Origin of the sequence: Pseudomonas sp. G5(2012) (genome assembly GCF_000408945.1) — a bacterium.
Taxonomy (GTDB): Bacteria; Pseudomonadota; Gammaproteobacteria; order Pseudomonadales; family Pseudomonadaceae; genus Aquipseudomonas; species Aquipseudomonas umsongensis.
In genome coordinates this window covers 1-19,015 of the sequence record NZ_APIO01000090.1, presented here as the reverse complement: position 1 = coordinate 19,015, position 19,015 = coordinate 1, and the positions used below count along the sequence as shown (strand labels likewise).

Sequence of the window (19,015 nt, the reverse complement as noted above, 5' to 3'; positions counted from 1 at the left end):
CTTGCAGCGTGAAGGGGCCTGCCTGGGCGAAGGCAGGCCCATTTTCCTCAACGACTGATTTTCAACGCCCGTCGAGCCTGGTGTTTTTCCAGCGCCAATTCGATCAGCCGCGTGACCAGTTCACTGTAGGTCATCCCCGCTGCCTGCCACAGTTTCGGGTACATGCTGATGCGGGTGAAGCCTGGCAGGGAGTTGATTTCATTGATCAGGACTTCGCCACTGTCAGTCAAAAATACATCGACGCGCGCCAGCCCGGAACAGCCGAGCAGCTGGAACGCCTCGACCGCCATCGCGCGAATGCGTTCGCTGGACTCGACGCTGATATTGGCCGGCACCACGACTTCAGCAGCTTTGTCGTCGATGTACTTGCTGTCGTAGGAATAGAAGCCACTGTGCACCACGATCTCGCCACAGCCGCTGGCGATGGCGTCTTCGTTGCCAAGCACCGCACATTCGATCTCTCGGCCCTTGACCGCCGACTCGATCAGCACTTTTTCATCGAAGCTCAAAGCCAGCTCGACTGCCGCCGCATATTCGGCTTCGTCGCTCACCTTGCTCACACCGACGGAAGAACCCTGGTTGGCCGGCTTGACGAACAGCGGCAGGCCGAGCTTGCCGCTGACCTCGGCAAAGCCTGTGCGCGCGGCGCTGGCGCGGGTCAGGGTGACGAACGGCGTGACGGCCAGGCCGGCATCACGCAACAGGCGCTTGCTGATGTCCTTGTCCATGCAGACCGCCGAACCCAGCACATCGGAACCGACAAACGGCAAGTCGGCCATGCGCAGCAATCCCTGCAGGCAACCGTCTTCGCCAAGGGTGCCGTGGACGATGGGGAATATCACGTCGACGTGACCCAACAGATCGGCACCGGCGGTTTCCACCAATTGCTGGTGGGCCTTGCCCGGAACCACGGCCAATTCGCGATTGGATTGATTGAGCGCGATCAGGGCCGGATTTTCCTGGTTCAGCAGGAAGTTCGAGGGGTCGTTGAGGTGCCAATGGCCTTGCTTGTCGATGCCGATCAACACCGGCTCGAAGCGCGAGCGATCCAGTGCATCGACAATGTTTTTCGCCGACTGCAGCGACACCTCGTGCTCGGTCGAGCGGCCCCCGAAAATAACGCCCACACGCAGTTTACTCATTGCCTGACCTCATCGTGGATGGCTTGCAACCTGGGTAGCCGCCACGTTACGACTGCAAGGTCCTGCCGTCCAGCGGCTCGCAGGGAGTCAGCTCGCCAACTGATTGGCAAACTGCCCCACTGCATTGACCACTTTCTGCGCGCCATCCTGGATCTCGACGATCACCGAGCCTGCTTCCGCCGCCAGCGCCAGGCCCTGTTCCGCCTGGAGCTTGCCGTCGGCCATCAGGGCCACGGCGTTGCGCGCCATGTCCTGGTTTTGCCGCACCACGAGGACAATCTCGTCGGTGGCCTGGCTGGTGCGCGAAGCCAGTTGCCGAACCTCGTCCGCCACCACGGCAAAACCTCGTCCCTGCTCACCGGCACGGGCCGCTTCGATGGCCGCATTGAGCGCCAGCAGGTTGGTTTGTTCGGCAATCCCGCTGATGGTCTTGACGATGGTGCCAATTACCAGTGATTGCTCATTCAAGGCTTCGATGCCATCGACAGCGGTTTGCATGTGCCTGGCCAGGTCACGCATCACATCCACCGCCTGCGTCACCACGGCGTTGCCGCGCTGGGCGCTTTGATCGGTTTGCTGCGAGGTGCCGTAGGCAATGTTGGCCGCTTCGGCCACCGCTTGCTCCTGGTTGACCTGATCGGTGATCACCGTGGCGAATTTCACCACTTTGTAGAGTTTATTGTTGGCATCGGTCACCGGGTTGTAGGAGGCCTCCAGCCAGACTGTACGACCGTGGCTGTCGACGCGCTTGAAACGTTCGGCCACGAACTCTCCGGTGTTCAGACGGCGCCAGAACGCCTGGTATTCGGCGCTGTTGTAGTCCTCGGGAAAGCAAAAAGTACGGTGATGCTTGCCCTTGATCTGCGCCAGGCTGTAGCCCATGCCACTGAGAAAGCGCTCGTTGGCGGTCAGCACATTGCCATTGAGGTCGAACTCGATCACCGCTGTCGAACGCACCAGTGCACCGATCAGGTTTTCATGCTCACGGGAGGCCTCGATGGTGCGGGTCAGGTCGCTGGAGAAAATCGAAAAATGCTTGATCCGCCCGTCCGCCGTGCGCACGGGCTGCACAATTGAACGCAACCAGGCTTCCTGGCCAGTGCCACGCAACAGACGCACGGCACCGGCAAAGTGCTCGCCCCGACTCAGTGCGGTCTTGAAACGTAGTTGGAATTCGTCGTTTTTCACATGATCCGGAACGATCTCTTCGATGTGCCGGCCGATCAGCTCGTTGCTCTTGTAGTGCATCTCGCCGAGGAAGTTCTGGTTGACCGACTGCACCCTCCCGTCAATATCGAGGGTCAGCACGAGCATCTCGCTTTCCAGGCTTTCCTTCACTTGCTGCAGGCTGGAGAGTTCTTCGCGAAGAGCCGACAGCTCCTGCTTCAAGCGTTTATTGAACATGGGACGCACCGATGGACTGGAATAGAAAGCGACTTAGAGCCTAGCCATCGGCCTTGCAGGGATTTTCTGAAGAGCGCTTGAGGATTGTCCTACAAATATAATGAAACCGCGCCAATCGTCCCTGCCTATCACGCTGTACCGGCGGCTGGGCAACCGGCGACTCCCGGTGCCCGCGAGCCGAAATACGCCGCACTGCCCACACCCACCGCCCCCATCACCGCGCAAAAAATCACGCAGATCCAGGGGCTCCATGGCATCAGGCCGATCAACAGCAAGGGCGTGATGCTCGCCCAGGCGGCGTAGGCGATGTTGTAGGTGAAGGAAATACCCGAGACGCGAATCCGCGCCGGGAACAGGCTGACCATCACCGATGGCACCGCGCCCACTACTCCGCAACTCAGTCCAGCCACCGCGTAGGCCAGGCCGACCCAGTTGCCACCGCTGATCAGGCAGGTGTAGAGCACGCCGATACCCAGTGGCAGCAACAGGCTATAAAGCATGACGGTACGCCAGGCGCCGATGCGATCGACCAGCAGACCGGCGAGCACGCAGCCAATGTTCAGAAACACGATGCCCAATGCGCTCAGGGCGAAGGTGTGGCTGGCGGTCATGCCGAAGGTTTTTTGCATCATGGTCGGGGTGATGACCACGAACACCACCACCGCTGATGTCAGCACGCAGGTGAGAATCATCGCTGGCAGCAGGGCCAGGCGATGTTCACGCAGGACTGCCCGTAACGGCAACTCGATGGCTGCCTCGCGCCGGGCTTGCATGGCCATGAACACCGGCGTTTCGCTGAGCCAGCGCCGCAACCAGACGCCAATCACGCCAAACACCCCGCCCAGCAGGAAAGGATAACGCCAGGCGTGATCGAGGATTTCCGCTGGAGTAAAAGTCTGCGCCAGGAAGGTTGCCGTCAGGGCGCCAAGCAAATAACCAAAGGTCAGCCCCGCCTGCAGGAAGCCCAGGGCGTAGCCGCGATGGCCGACTGGCGCGTGTTCCGCTACGAATACCCAGGCGCTCGGCACCTCGCCACCCACCGCCGCGCCCTGGAGGACGCGCAGGGCCAACAGCAGCAGTGGCGCGAAATAGCCGATCTGCGCGTAGGTCGGCATGATTCCGATCAGCAGGCACGGCAGCGCCATCATCAGGATGCTCAGGCTGAACACCTTCTTGCGACCCAGACTGTCGGCGAAATGCGCCATCAGGATCCCACCCAGGGGCCGCGCCAGGTACCCGGTGACGAAGATGCCAAAGCTTTGCAGAAGCCGCAGCCACTCAGGCATTTCGGGCGGGAAAAACAGCTGGCTCAAGGTCAGGGCGAAAAATACGAAGATGATGAAGTCGTAGATTTCCAGCGCGCCACCGAGAGCCGCGAGCCCCAGGGTCTTGTAGTCCGAGCGGCTGAATGGCAGCGGACGTGGATCTATATTGGCAGTCATGAAAAGAACTCTGGCACAGGCAAAAACCAAGGCGCCCATGGTCTACGCAAACGCGCCGACGGACAACCCGTTAGACCAAAGTCCCATAGGCCTAAATCAGCGCCGCAAAAAACACTCGTTTGAATTAAGGTTGGCGTCTGTCCTGAGGGGCCTATGCTGCCCCGAAGACCACAACAAACATAATAATTCGAGGTAGTCCCGTGGCCGCTGATATCGAAGATACCCGCTCCGCCCGCTTTGCCCTGCGCTGTTCAAGCTTTGCCAAACGCTGGTTCCCCGACTCCTGGGTATTTGCCGCCCTGGCGGTGATCATTGTCGCCGTGGCCACCATGGCCATGGGCGCCAAACCGACTGATGCGGCCATGGCCTTTGGTGACGGCTTCTGGAGCCTGATCCCGTTCACCATGCAAATGGCGTTCGTGGTGATCGGCGGTTATGTGGTCGCCAGCTCGCCACCAGCGGTGAAGCTGATCGATCGCCTGGCGAAGTTGCCGAAAAACGGGCGCTCCGCGGTGGCCTGGGTGGCCCTGATTTCCATGGTCGCGTCGCTGCTTAACTGGGGTTTGTCACTGGTGTTTGGCGGCTTGCTGGTGCGCGCCCTTGCCCGCCGTACCGACCTTAAGATGGACTATCGCGCCGCGGGTGCAGCCGCGTACCTGGGGTTGGGCGCGGTGTGGGCCCTGGGCCTGTCTTCGTCTGCTGCGCAGTTGCAGGCCAACCCGGCCAGCCTGCCGCCGTCGATCCTGTCGATTACCGGGGTGATTCCGTTCACCCAAACGATCTTTCTCTGGCAGTCGGGCGTCATGTTGCTGGCCTTGATCGTCATCTCGCTGATCATCGCCTACGCCACTGCCCCCGGCCCGAACACGGCACGAGACGCCCAGGCCTGTGGCGTCGACCCGAGTTTCAACCTGCCACCACTGCAACCACGCACCCGTCCCGGAGAATGGCTGGAACACAGCCCGCTGCTGACCATCCTGTTGGTGCTGCTGGCGGCTGGGTGGCTGTTCCATGAGTTTTCCACCAAACCTGCGATCAGCGCGATTTCCGGTCTCAACACCTACAACTTCCTGTTCATCATGCTCGGTGCCCTGTTGCACTGGCGCCCGCGCAGCTTCCTCGACGCGGTGGCCCGCGCGGTGCCGACCACCACCGGCGTGCTGATCCAGTTCCCACTGTACGGTTCGATCGCCGCACTGATGACCACGGTCAAGGGCGCCGACGCGCAGACCCTCGCCCACCACATCTCGACCTTCTTCGTGAGCATTGCCTCCCATGACACCTATGCCCTGCTGATGGGCGTGTACTCGGCGATCCTCGGCTTCTTCATTCCGTCCGGCGGCGGTAAATGGATCATCGAAGCACCGTATGTGATGCAAGTGGCGAACGACTTGAACTACCACCTGGGCTGGGCCGTGCAGATCTACAACGCCGCCGAAGCGCTGCCCAACCTGATCAACCCGTTCTACATGCTGCCGCTGCTGGGCGTGCTGGGATTGAAGGCGCGGGACCTGATCGGCTTCTCGTTCGTGCAATTGCTGGTGCACACACCACTGGTGCTGGTGCTGCTGTGGGCACTCGGAACGACGCTGGCGTATACGCCGCCGGTGATGCCATAGGGAAGCGGCTACAGCGAGGGTCAGCGCGACCTGAGACTGCGCGTTTTTCTTACAAAACGCGCAGCGTTGTCCCACCCAATCCAAGGGCAAGCCCTGACTCTCGCAACCAGCCTCCTTGAATTAACCTGTCCCGGAGTATCAATCACCAAAAACCCAAGGAAGATCCGATGACACCGATATCCAAGACACTGGAAGAGTTGATCAATGAAATTTACCAGGACGGTAACGTCTCGGTGGTTGAGTACAGGGCCCTGCGAGACGATGCCGATCGCCGCATGGACGCTGTTGTCCGCGAATTTGGCCAGCACAACAATGTGACGGCCTTTCAGAAAGCGATGGATGTCGCCATGCAGTTATTGCAAAGCGCCGTCCTCGATGCCAAAAAAGCCAGGCTGAGCGATACCGGTGAGGCTATCGTCAAGGATGCGGTTACCGCACAGGTCGAGTACTTGCGTGCCGGCAGCCAATTGGCGCTACGCCTGTTGTGATCGCCTGACCTCACTCCCCCGCAAACACTGATCGCGGGCTGGATCGCACGCTTCGAAAAAAAAGTGCTTGAGGCCTGGTTTTCTGCATCATTGTGTTGATCCAGTATGACGTGCATCTTCGTATCGCGACCACGCTGAAAAGGATCTGAGCATGTTAAGACTCGCAGGCCTCACTCTCGCGGCCCTCACCCTGAGCACCGCTGCTCATGCCGATATCGCCCTGAAGCTGGGCAGCACCGAACGCGTCAGTCGTTTGTTCGCCTATCCCAACAACTGCAACGTGATCTGCTTTCGCAACTGGACGCTGGAGCAGACCGTCGAGCACTACCTGACGCAAAGCGTGCAGCGCGATGGCTATAGCGAGGCCAAGGTCCTGGTCAAAACCGAAAACGGTCAACTCCATGCCGAAATCACGGGCGTGCCCAGGCGCTATGAAAAACCCCTGGCAGCGCTGCTTGACGCCGGCGACCTGGCCTACGACGGTGCTAGCAAACTGAATGCCGACGGCAAGTGGGCCTATAACTGGCATTTTTTCCTGCCACTGGGCATGGCCTTGGAAAACCGCAGAAGCGTCGAGCTGCTGCACTTCCCACCCGATTATTCGCTGACCCAGGCCCAGGATTACCTGAAGTCGGCCACCACGGATCGCTGGGCCACGCTGCTGACCATCAATGGCGTCCCGCCCGAGCAGCTACCGGGCTACCAAACCATTATCGATATCGCCCCGATTGCCGCACCTTCGAACGCCGGCAAGGATCTGGAAGGCGTCTACGACTACTTCAAGGACTACCAGACCAACATGGTCAAGCAGGTGACCGTACATTCCAGCGGCGCGGCCTTGCCAACGGTTGCCTTCGGTGCACCGGTGCGCAATTGGATCAAGCAGCAATACGGGCCAACCGTGAATGTGTTGAGCCTGGTGACAATCAGCCCGGTCGACGGAGTAAAAGTACCGCTATTGGGCGCCAACCATCCCAGCTACATCTGGTACGCCGCCGATCCAGCCAGCTACACCGGCAAAGACGCCCAGGCCCAAGCCGATACTGCGGGCCTGAAAGTCATGGGCCAGGATTTGAGTGCCGCTTGCTGGCAGGCCGCCATGGGCCGTGAAACGGACACCAATCCCGATATCGAGCTGAAAAGCTGCACCCAGACATGGCAAGTAGCCCAGGCCGATAAAACCTGTGCGCTGTTCTACACCTCGATCCGCAAGCTGACCCCGGGACAGGCCGCGGGCAAATGTGCGACAGCATCGATCAAGGCCCAGCTCAAATTGCTCAAGGTGCCAGCGCCAGCCCCGGCGATACCCGCGCCCGCGCTATAGGCTGACGAGTCAACTGACGGAGAGCGCCGACGACCAGATGTTTTTGCAACACTGGCGTCGGCAAAGCGTCTGCTGCGCAGGCTTACAACTTCTCGACCGGACGCAGTCGATACTGCGGTGGCAATTGCTCGAAACCGCTGATCGTGGTGTTCAGGCTTTTCCAGCGACCGTCCTTGATGCCGTAGATGCAACCGTGAATCGACAGGTTCTGCCCGCGGTGCCAGGCATTTTGCACAATGCTGGTATGGGCGACGTTGGCCACTTGCTGAATCACGTTGAGCTCGCAGAGGCGGTCGACCTGCTCCTCTTCGGTGGCCAACTTGGCGAGCTCTTCACGTTTCTCGTAGTAAAGATCGCGAATCGAACGCAGCCAACCGTCGATCAGGCCGAACTGACGGTCCTGCATCGAGGCGCGCACGCCGCCACAGCCATAGTGGCCGGTCACGAGGATATGCTTGACCTTGAGTACGTCAACCGCGTACTGGATCACCGACAGGCAGTTGAGATCCGTATGCAACACCACGTTGGCCACGTTGCGGTGCACGAACAGATCGCCCGGCAGCATGCCGACGATCTCGTTGGCCGGCACCCGCGCATCGGAACAGCCGATCCACAGGTACTCCGGCGTTTGTTGACGAGCCAGCTTGGCGAAGAAGTCAGGATCTTCTTTGGTGATCGCGTCGGCCCAGCGCTCGTTGTTATCAATCAGATCTTGTAATTCGTTCATGCAATGAAGCCTCGATAATGGTGCGCTGCTTTGACAGACAACCGTCCGTCGGGGTCACGCGCGTTATGCAAATGCCCGCCGCTGCCCGTTCATGGCGCTCCATGCCGGTGGAATTCCCTGCAACCCAGTGGGTCCACTCTATAAGGCTAACAGTATGAGGAATTGCCATGACTGATTCACGACGTCCGTACGATGCGGTGCAACCGGAACCCATCGATGATAACGAAGATCGCATGGGCTCGGTGCATGAGCTGGATTTCGACACGGAAGAACCCAGCGCAAAAATCGGCGATGAATTGCCACACAAGGAACGCAAGCAGCTGATACCTGAAGAACGCGTGCGTGAAGCCGGCATGACGGGTGCATCGACCGATGATCATGAATCGACCGATGATGACCTGACCCCGGAAACACTCATCCGTGAGGACGGTGCGCGGGATGCCCAGGAATTGGGTGAAGGTGATCAGGCCGATTGGGACTTGAGCATTGTCGATGAAGACGAGATTGGTGGGGGCAACGGGTTGGACGAGGCAGAGATGGCGCAGAGCGATCCGCTGGACAAGAAACGCTGATCTGTAGGAGCTGCCGCAGGAATCGGCGTTCAACCAAAACGATGGTGATCAATCCACCAATGTACAGGCCATGACCACCGCATCTTCGCGCCCACCCACCGCCGGGTAGTAATCCCGTCGACGTCCGATCTCGTTGAAACCGTAACGCTCATACAGCTTGAACGCCGCGGTATTGCTGTCGCGCACTTCCAGGAAGCATTCCCGGGCATCGGCCTTGTAGGCGATCGACATCAAATGTTCCAGCAAGGTCAAACCCAGGCCTCGGCCCTGGTTTTCCGGCTTGACGGTGATGTTGAGCAGATGCGCCTCGTCAAGAATGATCTGCACCACCCCATGGCCCACCTGCTGCTGACCTTCGAACATCAGCCAGATCTGATACTTGCCCAGGCCATCGAGAAAAATCCCGCGGGTCCAGGGATGGCTGTAGGCCGCATACTCGATCTTCAGAACAGTTTCCAGGTCCGCCTCGGTCATCGGGCGGAACGATACAGCGTCACTCATTCGATTCTTTCCAACGCGCCATCAGCCGACGCATGGCTTGCCACACGGCGGCCTTGCGCTGTGGCTCTTCCATTAACAATTCCAGGCCCGGTACCGCCCACGCCGAGCCCAGGCCCTCAATCTGCAATTCGCGGTTGAACGCATCAGAGTCCGCTTCACCGGCAAACCGCACCGCGGGCAGGCCGATCAGCCAAAGGCAGGCGCATGGCACTTCTTCCATGCGCACCGAGAGGAAACCTTGCACAAAGTCACGGGCGGCCTCCGGGCCCTGGTCCATCGTCCCACGCACCAGCAGCGGCCAGCGTACCGGCTCGCCGATGATCTGCGGACTGTCCGGCAGACCGGCCGCTCGCAGCATGTCCTTGAGCAGCAGATAAGCAGGGTCGCGTGCCTGGAAGGATTCACCTGTGGGTAACTCCACCAGCAGCAGGCAGCGGTCGGCTCGCAGCAGTTGCAGGGCAAAGCGCGGCGGCGGCACTGGCGCGACCCTGGCGACCACCGGCGCCTCCTCGGCCGCAGGTTTTGCGCCAGTGCGCGTGCTGGCCAGCGATGGCCGCGGCACCTCGACCTTCACCCGCTCGGCGGGTTTTACCGTAGGCACGACGGGCGTCTCGACCACCGGCACAGGCGCCACGGGAGCCTCGACCAGCGCCTCGGGCGGCTCCAGCAGCTCGGGCCGCGACGGGGCGGCAAAGGGCAATTCGGTGCGCGGCAACCAGTTGACCACCTGCATGGCGTTCAAATAAGCGCGACGACGGGACTCGATAAGCAAAGGTCGGCCACTTGTGGATAACTAAAGTGCGCCGATTCTACCGCCCTTCGCGCAAGATCGCCCGCTGTTGATCGATAGACTGCACCGATAATCTTTCCACTTATGAAAAATGGCGACAGCCCGTCCCGAGAGTGAATCGCATCGTGCCTGATGCAGTACAATCGCGGCTTTTATTCGCCAACCAGCCGGCCATTCCGATGATCGAACCCAAGCGCGTCTTGCGCGCCCTCGCTGAACACTGGGCACTTCTGGAGCCACTGTGCGAGCATTTCGACCAAGGCACCCTGAGCCTCAACGAACTGCGCACGCAACTGGCCGCCCAGCAACTCGACAGTACGCCGCAGGACATCACCAGCCTGCTGGACGTGTGGATTCGCCTCGATATTCTGGTTCCGGTGGCGAAAAGCCCGAACCGTTTCGAGCTCAATGCGCAAATTCACGACTTCCTCGCCTACCTGCGCCGTGAACACCGTTTGGGCCTGTGCCTGGAAATCGAAGCCTATCTGCGCCATCTCGAGCGCCTGGCCGGCTACATCCAGGACGCCTTCGACACCCGCGACGGCAACGACCTGGCCCGCCAGCTTCGCCTGCTCGACATGCGAGTTCGCGATGTACTGAAAAAACTCGATAACGACGAACAAGCACTGGTGGCCGTCGCCGAAAGGGCGAAAACCAGCGACCGACAGATTCCATTGCGCCAGCGTTACGCTGAAGTGCTGGCGACCTGGGACGAATACGTCGAGCCGATGATTGATCTGGTGAACGCCGACGGCGCTTTCGAACAAGGCGTGCGCAAGGTTGAAACCGTGCTGCTGAAGATGCTCTCCGAGCAGCAACGCCTCGGCCACCTGGTCGATGACGACATGTTGCTGCGCACTCACGCGCGTATCCTTGAAATGCAGACCAGCGCCCAGTTGACCCTGCGTCACGCGCGCGAACTATTGCTGCCGCTGCGTGAAGAGGCACGTCGCCACAACGCTGTCACCCGTGGCGCGGCTCTGGCCCTGTCCGCCATTCGCCGAAAAGGCATCGATGCCGTGCCGCAGGCGGCAATGCCGTTGTTCACACGCCCGCAAAGCACCTTCCTCGGCAGCGCCAGCCAGGTCGAGGCCTACGTTTATGCCCTGGCCCGCTTCGAACCGAAACCGGCGCGCTTCCCCAAGGCCCACAAAACCCAGAAAGGCGAAGCTCCACGTGCGCCACGCACGGTTCGGGAAATGCTCGAACGCTGCGAAGACGCCCTGCCGATGCCGGACCTGATGACCTGGCTGCTGGAGCAGGAGCCGGACGGTGCCACCGACGAATTGCTGTACTGGTTCTCGCGACTGTCCCGGGAAAAACGCTTCAAGCGCGAACGCCTGGAACGTCGCGACTACCACACACACGAGCACCAGGTCAGCCTGCGCTCCTTCGCCCTGCTCTCGGTCGGCGATGACCCTACCGAGAATTCTGCGAGCATCCCCCATGCATCTTGATCTTTCCGAACTGTCCCAACTGGCACCGATCTTTCGCGAGCTGTTCAAGGGCTACCACGTCAGCCGCCGCGATCCTGAGCTGTATGCGCAGCTGTCGAACTTCCAGGACCAGTACCGCACGCTGTTCAAGGCCCTGGGGTTTGAACTGGTCTGCGACACCCGTGGTTTCTACTATTTCGTACCGGACCTGGCCGCCGCGGCGGTGAATAAGACCGCGCAGCGTCTGGCTCTGTTCACCTTCATCCTTGTCGAGCACCTGGCCGATCAGGGCCGCGACCCGGTCGCCGTGCTCGACGGCGGCAGCCTGGGTCGCGATGAACTGCCATCGCTGCTGGAAAAGTACCGCGACCTGTTCATCCAGGCCGAAGTACAGACCCAGGATGAGCTGGAAGAAAAAATCATGCGCCGCATGACCCAACTCGGCTTCGCCGGCGAAGAAAACGGCGTGTACCGTTTCCTGCCGCCGATGCACCGTTTCCTCGATGTGTGCCTATCGGTGCAACAGGACCGTGACCTGGCGGCCAGCCTGCACAGCGTACTGCCGCTGCCGGCTCCGGTGCTGATCGATGAAGACAGCGATGAAAAACTACTGCAGACCGACGACCCGCTCGACTTGGCAGAGTTTGCAGATGAAAGCGAAGAAGACGCCCTGGCCCGCGCCATTGCCGAAGAACAGGAGCTCGACGCATGATCAAGGAACGCTACGGCATCCGCCGCTTTGCCCTTTTGAACACCGCCGGCTACACCCTCGGCCTGTTCCCGCTGGAAGAGCCGCTGTCGGTCTACGGCGCGAACAACCTCGGTAAATCCGCTTCGATCAATGCGCTGCAGTTCCCGATCCTGGCACGCATGTCGGACATGAGCTTCGGCAAGTACAGCCTGGAGCAATCCCGGCGCTTCTATTTCGCCTCCGACACCAGCTACATCCTGGTGGAGGTGAACCTGCCCCATGGCCCCCACGTGATCGGCGTGGTCGGACGCGGTCCGGGTGGCGGCTTCGGTCACCAGTTCTTTGCCTACGCCGGCCGGCTGGACCTGGCCCACTACCAGAAAAACGACACCTGCCTGCGCCAGAAGGAGTTGTTCAGCAACCTTGAGCGCGAAGGCCTCAAAGCCTACGAACTCAAGCCCGATGAATTGCGGCGCTTGCTGGTCGGTGGACACACCTCGATCCCGCTGGACCTGACACTGATCCCCCTGCGCTCTACCAGCGAACAGAGCCTGAAGACCTTCCGCGCGCTGTTCATCAACCTGCTGCACATGCGCGAAATCACCGCGGCCAAGCTCAAGCAACTGTTCCTCGACGCCTTCGAGCACAGCCTGCGTTCCGGTAGCGTCGACTACATCGCCGCGTGCGAAGAAGCTTTCCGCGACGTACGACGCATGGAACAGGACTACCAATCGCTGGTGGCAGCCGGTCCCCTGGTCGAAGCCCTCGCCAACGGCGTGAAACAGCGCGATATCCTGCGCGGCAAGCTGCACCGCCTCTCGCCGCTGCTCGACTCCCTGCTCGGCACTTGGTCGGACTACGCCAGTGCCCGCAAGGAAGAGCTGACCATCCAGGCCGAGCACTATCGCCACGAGCAGGACGCCCTGCAGAACGACCAGCGTGGCGGCACCCAGGAGCTGATGCGCCTGGAGCGGGAAATCACTGGCATCCAGCGCTGGCTCGGCGAACTGGCGGTGCTCAAGCATCGTTTTGCCCTGGTCGAAGACGTCAAGGTGCTCGAGCAACAACTGCTCGCGGCCAAGGACGCCCACGATGAGCTGGCAGGTGCCTTGGCGCAGTCGCGGCAATTCAGTGCCGAGGACCTGGAAGAACGCCTGCGTGAGCTGGAAAAACGCCTGAAGTCGGTCAAGCAACAACTCGACCACGCCGACAACAACAGCTACGCCCGCCTGCGCGAAGAATTCTCGCAGCAGGACGTCGAGCGCCTGATGCGCCTGTTCAACAGCGCACTGTTCAGCCTGCCGCTGGGCGAGCACGGCATTACCCTCGACGACAACGGCGACTGGGTCAAATCCGTAGAGCTGATCCTCGACGGTTTCAAAGGCGAGCGCTTCGAAGTACCGGGCCTGTCCATCGACATCTCGCACATCGAGCCCCCGGCCCTGCAAGCCCTGGCTGACCGTGCCGCGCTGCGCGACCAGAAAGAGCGACTGGAAAAAGAACTCAAGCAACTGAAAACCCAGCAAGCCGTGGCCGCCGACCGCGCCGCGAGCAAGACCCAGACCGAAGCGCTGTACCAGCAGGTGCTGGATGCCCAGAAAGCCTTGGAAGACTTCCGTCGCGCGCAAACCCTGAGCGCCGAAGAGGGCGACAAGCTGGAGCAGCTGGCGCAGATGGAAGCCGCCCAGGACGAATTGAAGCGCTCCAGCGATGCTTTCACCGAACGCGTCCAGCAACTGTCCGCCAAGCTGCAACTGGTCGGCCGGCAGATCGGTGACATGGAAGCCAAGCAACGCACCCTCGACGACGCCCTGCGCCGCCGTCAGTTGTTGCCGGCGGATCTGCCGTTCGGCACACCGTTCATGGATCCGGTCGACGATTCGATGGACAACCTGCTGCCGTTGCTCAACGACTATCAGGACAGCTGGCAAGGCCTGTTGCGTGCCGATGGCCAGATCGAGGCGCTGTACGCCCAGGTGCGCCTCAAGGGCGTGGCCAAGTTCGACAGCGAAGACGATATGGAACGTCGCCTGCAACTGCTGATCAACGCCTACGCACACCGTACCGACGAAGCCCTGACCCTCGGCAAGGCCCGGCGTGCGGCTGTTACCGACATCGCCCGGACCCTGCGCAACATCCGCAGCGACTACGACAGCCTCGAGCACCAGTTGGCGCTGTTCAACCGCGAGATCAACAAACGTCAGGTGTCCAACCTGCAAAGCTTCCGCATCGTACTGGCGCCGAACAAGGAAGCACTCAAGCACATCGACCAGATCATCCACAGCGCCGGCCAGTACGAAGAAGGCGAGACCCTGTCCGTCTTCGACCTGAGCCAGAGCGCCGAGCAGGACAACAAGAACGAAGAGGCCAAGGAATACCTGGCGCGGCTGGTGGCGGCAAACCACAACCAGCTCGGCCTCAAGGACTTGTTCGAACTGGCGTTCGAGATCACCAAGGTCAACGGATCGCCGGTTATCCACACCGACATCGACGGCGCCGCGTCCAACGGCACCACCATGACCATCAAGGCGCTGACCAACATGTATTTGTTGCTGCACTTGATGGACCGCGACCTGGCCGGACGTGTGCGCTTGCCGTACTACCTCGACGAGGCGGCGGACATCGACGAGAAAAACCAGGCGGCGTTGCTGGAGACCAGTCTACAACTGGGCTTCGTGCCCATCCTGGCCAGTGTGAAGCCACAGGTCTGCGCCAGTGTCGCCATCGACCTGGAAGGTGGTAGCGGCCCGGCTGGCATCTACATTGATGAGGATGACTGGAAGTACATTCGTCGTCACGACGAGGTGAAGGCGACTGTGAACGTTGAAGCGGATGAGCCGGAGCTGGATGCGGTCTGAGACTTGAATCGAAGGTAATAAAAAGGCCGCGATCCAATGGATTGCGGCCTTTTTATTTGGAGAGGTTCTTCGCGAGCAGGCTCGCTCCCACATTTAGTCCGTGGCGTACACAAAATATGTGAACGACGCTGACCACTGTGGGAGCGAGCCTGCTCGCGAAGGCGGCATCACAGCCGCCAATACACTACTTGCCGAGCGGAATCTTCGGCGCCCAGGTCAGCCATTCCTCTTCGAACTTGTCGAACAGCGGGTAAGTCTGTTCCGGTCGTGCTGCAGTGCCCATGCGCTCACCATCCGGCGTAGCAAAGGCGACACCGCCCTGGATCATCGTCTCAAGCGATTCAGTACGCACTGTCGCCCCTCTGAACAGACCCACATCAAAGTCAAAACCGCTGGTGTTCCAGAACCGCGTGCCGCTGCGGACCAATGGCGCGTACTTGGGCTCGATCAGGATGCGGATCAACACACGATCGGCCGTCTGGCCCAAGTCATAACCCGTCACCTTGCCCACGGTGATTTCTCGATAAGTCACCGGAACCCCAGCCTTCAGCGAACCACGACGAGGAGCGCTCAACGTCAGGCTCAAACCAGCTTCCTGCTTGGCAGTTTCCGGGGGATTGGCCAGCGCCACGAAATTCTTCTGCGGGCCCAGGTTCTTCGCTGCCGGTTGCACCTCGATGTATTGCCCGGTAACCAATGTTTCCAGGTTCGACGTCTTGATCAGCCCCAACTCGGGCTTGACCACCCAGAACTGACTGCCGACACGAGCGATGCGCTCCGGGACTTCATCGATCCGCGCAGTCAGCAGCACCGACTGCAGATCGTCACTCAGGTCAACGTCTTCGATCTTGCCGACATCCAGCCCCTTGAAGCGGATGGGCGTGCCAGTGCGCAGGCCATCGGCACGGTCAACCTTGATGGTGATCACCGCGCCTTTCTGGTTGGCTAGCTCATGGCTGGCGAACAGGCGGAAACGCGGGATGCGCTTCTGCAAGGGTGCCTTGGCCTCCGGTGTTTCGAAGGCGATGCCGCCAGCCATCAGGCTTTGCAACGATTCACTCTTGACCTGGATCCCGCCAGTCAGGCCACCGGTCAAGGTGATGCCACTGGCGTTCCAGAACCGCGTGGAAGCGTTGACCAGGTCTTCGTATTCCTTCTCGATATGGACCCCGATCACCAGCTGTTTCTTTTTGCGCGAAAACTGATAGCTCTGTACCGAACCCACCTTGACCTGCTTGTAGAGTACCGGGCTGCCCACTTCCAGCGAACCGAGGTTATCGGTGAACAACACCAGGTGCAGGCCCGGTGCACGCAAATCCAGCGGCGGCGCCTTGGGCCGTGCGACAAACTCACGTTGCGGCGCGGCGCCTTTGTCCCCAGGACGCACGGCGATGTAGTTACCCTTGACCAATGCTTCCAGGCCGGTAATGCCCGCCAGGGAAATCGACGGCTTGACCACCCAGAACTGGGTGCCATCGACCAGGTAATCCTCGGCCAGCGGGTCCAGGGTCAACTCGGCGCTGGCGCCGGACAAATCGGGATCGACCTTGAGGGCCTTGAGGGTGCCGACCTGAATACCTTTATACATCACCGGCGTACGGCCCGCCTGCAAGCCTTCGAAGTCGCTTAGCTTGACCTTGACCTTGATCCCGGCGGCAGCCGCATCGAAGTCCTCATAAAGGCGGAACGGCAGGCTCGGATCGGTAGGCGGGCTGTCCTTGCGATTTTCAGGAGTGGCAAACGCAATACCACCAGCAACAATACTGGCTAGGGATTCACTGCGAACTTTTACACCGGACAGGTTGGCATCGATGCTGATGCCGCTGGCGTTCCAGAAACGCGTGTGTTTGCGCACGAGCTTGGCGTACGTCGGCTCGATGAAGACCTTGAGTTCGACAGTACTCTGGTCCTCGGAGAGCACGTAGCTCTTGATCTGCCCGACCTTGATCTGCTTGTAGAACACCGGGCTGCCACGGTTCAGCGAGCCCAGGCGATCAGCCTTGATCGTGAGGTGCAGGCCGGGTTGGGCGTCCGACAGCGGTGGCTCCTGTGCCAGGGCCTTGAACTTGCGGGCAGGCTCGCCCTCACCCGGGCTGATTGCGACATAGTTACCCGAGACCAGCGTCTCCAGCCCGGTAATACCGGCCAGCGTCACACTCGGTTTGACCAGCCAGAAGCGCGTGCTGGTGCGCAGGTATTGCTCCACGTCCTTGTTCATCTCAACGGTCGCGATCACCCCTTTGGAACTGCCTTCATCATCAAGCTTGAGGGTTTTCACCTTGCCGACCGGCATGCCTTTGTAGACGACTTCGGTCTTGTTGGCCTGGATGCCTTCACCGCTTTCGAAACGAACCTGAATCTCGATGCCGGTTTCGGTGTAGGCACGCCAGCCGAGCCAGCCACCAATGATCAGGGCAATCAGGGGCAATACCCAGATAGCCGACCAGTTCGAAGCCGGTCGGATTTTAGCTGTAGGCAGATCAGTCATGGTCGTCGTCCGACTCCGTGTTATCCCAAATCAGTCGGGGATCGAAAGTTACTGCGGCAAGCATCGTCAGAATCACCACGCTGGCGAACGCAATGGCGCCCAGATCAGCTTCAATGGTGGCCAGCCGGCCAAAATTCACGAGCGCCACCAGGATGGCGATTACAAAGATATCGAGCATCGACCAGCGGCCGATGAACTCGATAAAGCGGTACATCCATATGCGCTGGCGGGCCGAGAGTGGCTGGTGGCGCTGTACGGAAAACAGCAGCAAGGCGATCCCCACCAGTTTGAACGTGGGCACCACAATGCTGGCGATAAATACCACTGCGGCAATGGGAATCATGCCGTGCTGAACCAGTTGGATCACTCCGGACATGATGGTGCTGGGATCACCCTTGCCCAGGGAGCTCACGGTCATGATCGGCAGCACATTGGCCGGTATGTAAAGAATGGCGGCGGTGATCAGCAACGCCCAGGTCCGCGCCACACTGTTGGGACGGCGGGCATGCACCAGTGCGCCGCACCGAGTGCAGACCTGATCGTCGACATCAGCTTCCTGCTTGTTCAATTCATGGCATTCGGCGCAAATCAGAATGCCTGCATCAATCGCCCGCATGGGCATCCTCTCCTGATAAAGCCTGCCAGATCTGGTGAGGAGACATCACTACCTCCAGCCAGACCTGGACCAACAACAATCCAATGAAGCACGCCAAGCCAAGACCAATGGTCATTGCTGCCATATCTGCCAGCTTGACGATCGCGACCAGTACGCCCATGAGGTAAACCTCAAGCATCCCCCAGTCCCGTAAATGGTGGTAAATACGGTAAAGCAGCAAGCCGTAGCTACGTCCGACGTTAAATCGGATACTCAGCAACACGACCAGTTGGCAGAGCAGCTTGAGCAGCGGAATCGCCATGCTGCACAGGAACACAATGACTGAAACGCTTTGCATGCCTGTATCGAAAAGCCCGACAACCCCGCTCCAGACAGTGTCTTGCGACGATTGCCCAAGCAGGTTGAGTTGCATGATGGGTAAAAAGTTCGCCGGGATGTACAACAGCAATGCCGCGATAACCAGGGCGAGACTGCGCTGTACGACGTTGTATCGATGAGCATAGAGCTCGTAACCACATCGCGGACACAGGGCTTTCTCACCATGATCGAGCTTGGGCTTGCGCATCAGCAAGTCGCACTCGTGGCACGCCACCAAATCGTTCAGCGGTAATTCTGACAGCCTTGAGGCGTCAACCGGATCTGGCATATAACGCTCTGACTCCGAAAAGGTTGGGCCTATTCTAGTGCCCTGAATCGAAAATAACTGTGCCAATTTGTGCACGAATCAGTGTGATTTTCTTTCGGCAAAAGACAAAACCCCTACCTGCATGCGCAGATAGGGGTTTTGGAATTTAATCTTGACGATGACCTACTCTCACATGGGGAAACCCCACACTACCATCGGCGATGCATCGTTTCACTTCTGAGTTCGGGATGGGATCAGGTGGTTCCAACGCTCTATGGTCGTCAAGAAATTC

General features: G+C 60.0%; 15 protein-coding genes, 1 rRNA gene and 2 pseudogenes. 7 read left to right on the top strand and 11 right to left on the bottom strand.

The window, feature by feature from the left end:
• Window positions 1-47: 47 nt before the first annotated feature.
• From ddlA to PG5_RS24055, 4 genes and pseudogenes are all read right to left on the bottom strand, one after another.
• Entirely contained in the window at window positions 48-1,142 is a 1,095-nt protein-coding gene (ddlA, locus tag PG5_RS24065) for a D-alanine--D-alanine ligase (RefSeq protein ID WP_020799729.1), read from the bottom strand.
• An 87-nt stretch (window positions 1,143-1,229) separates the two neighbouring features.
• Window positions 1,230-1,664: pseudogene (locus PG5_RS35450) on the bottom strand (methyl-accepting chemotaxis protein); the annotation flags it as partial.
• A 105-nt stretch (window positions 1,665-1,769) separates the two neighbouring features.
• Window positions 1,770-2,456, bottom strand: a pseudogene (locus PG5_RS35445) (PAS domain-containing protein); the annotation flags it as partial.
• Between the two features lie 218 nt (window positions 2,457-2,674).
• Window positions 2,675-3,988 (bottom strand): MFS transporter, encoded by a 1,314-nt coding sequence (locus PG5_RS24055; protein WP_042955697.1) that lies wholly within the window; start codon window positions 3,986-3,988, stop codon window positions 2,675-2,677.
• Between the two features lie 200 nt (window positions 3,989-4,188).
• Here PG5_RS24055 and PG5_RS24050 point away from each other — a divergent pair, with 200 nt between their 5' ends.
• From PG5_RS24050 to PG5_RS24040, 3 genes are all read left to right on the top strand, one after another.
• Entirely contained in the window at window positions 4,189-5,607 is a 1,419-nt protein-coding gene (locus PG5_RS24050) for a short-chain fatty acid transporter (protein ID WP_020799726.1), read from the top strand.
• A 167-nt stretch (window positions 5,608-5,774) separates the two neighbouring features.
• Entirely contained in the window at window positions 5,775-6,095 is a 321-nt protein-coding gene (locus PG5_RS24045; RefSeq protein WP_020799725.1) for a hypothetical protein, read from the top strand.
• A 151-nt stretch (window positions 6,096-6,246) separates the two neighbouring features.
• The gene (locus tag PG5_RS24040) at window positions 6,247-7,419 is read left to right on the top strand and encodes a hypothetical protein (protein WP_020799724.1); all 1,173 of its coding nucleotides are present in this window, start codon (window positions 6,247-6,249) and stop codon (window positions 7,417-7,419) included.
• A gap of 82 nt (window positions 7,420-7,501) precedes the next feature.
• On the opposite strand, the gene can is transcribed toward PG5_RS24040, so the two are convergent.
• Complete coding sequence (gene can, locus PG5_RS24035; RefSeq protein ID WP_008055619.1) at window positions 7,502-8,146, bottom strand: carbonate dehydratase; 645 nt, start codon at window positions 8,144-8,146, stop codon at window positions 7,502-7,504.
• A gap of 167 nt (window positions 8,147-8,313) precedes the next feature.
• On the opposite strand from can, the gene PG5_RS24030 reads away from it, so the two are divergent.
• Complete coding sequence (locus PG5_RS24030) at window positions 8,314-8,718, top strand: hypothetical protein (RefSeq protein ID WP_020799723.1); 405 nt, start codon at window positions 8,314-8,316, stop codon at window positions 8,716-8,718.
• 48 nt (window positions 8,719-8,766) lie between these two features.
• On the opposite strand, the gene rimI is transcribed toward PG5_RS24030, so the two are convergent.
• The gene (rimI, locus tag PG5_RS24025) at window positions 8,767-9,219 is read right to left on the bottom strand and encodes a ribosomal protein S18-alanine N-acetyltransferase (protein ID WP_007978046.1); all 453 of its coding nucleotides are present in this window, start codon (window positions 9,217-9,219) and stop codon (window positions 8,767-8,769) included.
• The gene (locus PG5_RS24020) at window positions 9,212-9,952 is read right to left on the bottom strand and encodes a hypothetical protein (protein WP_020799722.1); all 741 of its coding nucleotides are present in this window, start codon (window positions 9,950-9,952) and stop codon (window positions 9,212-9,214) included. Before PG5_RS24020 ends, rimI begins: the two co-directional genes overlap by 8 nt.
• Window positions 9,953-10,188: 236 nt before the next feature.
• Here PG5_RS24020 and mksB point away from each other — a divergent pair, with 236 nt between their 5' ends.
• From mksB to mksF, 3 genes are read left to right on the top strand one after another with little or no spacing between them, the layout of a single operon-like run.
• The gene (gene mksB / locus PG5_RS24015; protein ID WP_177326151.1) at window positions 10,189-11,466 is read left to right on the top strand and encodes an Mks condensin complex protein MksB; all 1,278 of its coding nucleotides are present in this window, start codon (window positions 10,189-10,191) and stop codon (window positions 11,464-11,466) included.
• On the top strand, window positions 11,456-12,157 hold the full coding sequence (gene mksE / locus PG5_RS24010; RefSeq protein WP_020799720.1) for an Mks condensin complex protein MksE: 702 nt from the start codon (window positions 11,456-11,458) through the stop codon (window positions 12,155-12,157). The genes mksB and mksE overlap by 11 nt, the downstream gene beginning before the upstream one ends.
• Window positions 12,154-14,994: an Mks condensin complex protein MksF gene (gene mksF / locus PG5_RS24005; protein ID WP_020799719.1), complete on the top strand. Its 2,841-nt coding sequence runs from the start codon at window positions 12,154-12,156 to the stop codon at window positions 14,992-14,994. Before mksE ends, mksF begins: the two co-directional genes overlap by 4 nt.
• Before the next feature lie 184 nt (window positions 14,995-15,178).
• Here the strand turns inward: mksF and PG5_RS24000 are convergent, their stop codons facing one another.
• From PG5_RS24000 to rrf, 4 genes are all read right to left on the bottom strand, one after another.
• Window positions 15,179-17,482, bottom strand: a complete 2,304-nt coding sequence (locus tag PG5_RS24000) for a PqiB family protein (RefSeq protein WP_020799718.1) — start codon at window positions 17,480-17,482, stop codon at window positions 15,179-15,181.
• Entirely contained in the window at window positions 17,475-18,098 is a 624-nt protein-coding gene (locus tag PG5_RS23995) for a paraquat-inducible protein A (protein ID WP_020799717.1), read from the bottom strand. Before PG5_RS23995 ends, PG5_RS24000 begins: the two co-directional genes overlap by 8 nt.
• On the bottom strand, window positions 18,085-18,744 hold the full coding sequence (locus PG5_RS23990; protein WP_020799716.1) for a paraquat-inducible protein A: 660 nt from the start codon (window positions 18,742-18,744) through the stop codon (window positions 18,085-18,087). Before PG5_RS23990 ends, PG5_RS23995 begins: the two co-directional genes overlap by 14 nt.
• Before the next feature lie 149 nt (window positions 18,745-18,893).
• Window positions 18,894-19,009 (bottom strand): 5S ribosomal RNA (rrf, locus tag PG5_RS23985).
• Window positions 19,010-19,015 lie beyond the last annotated feature (6 nt).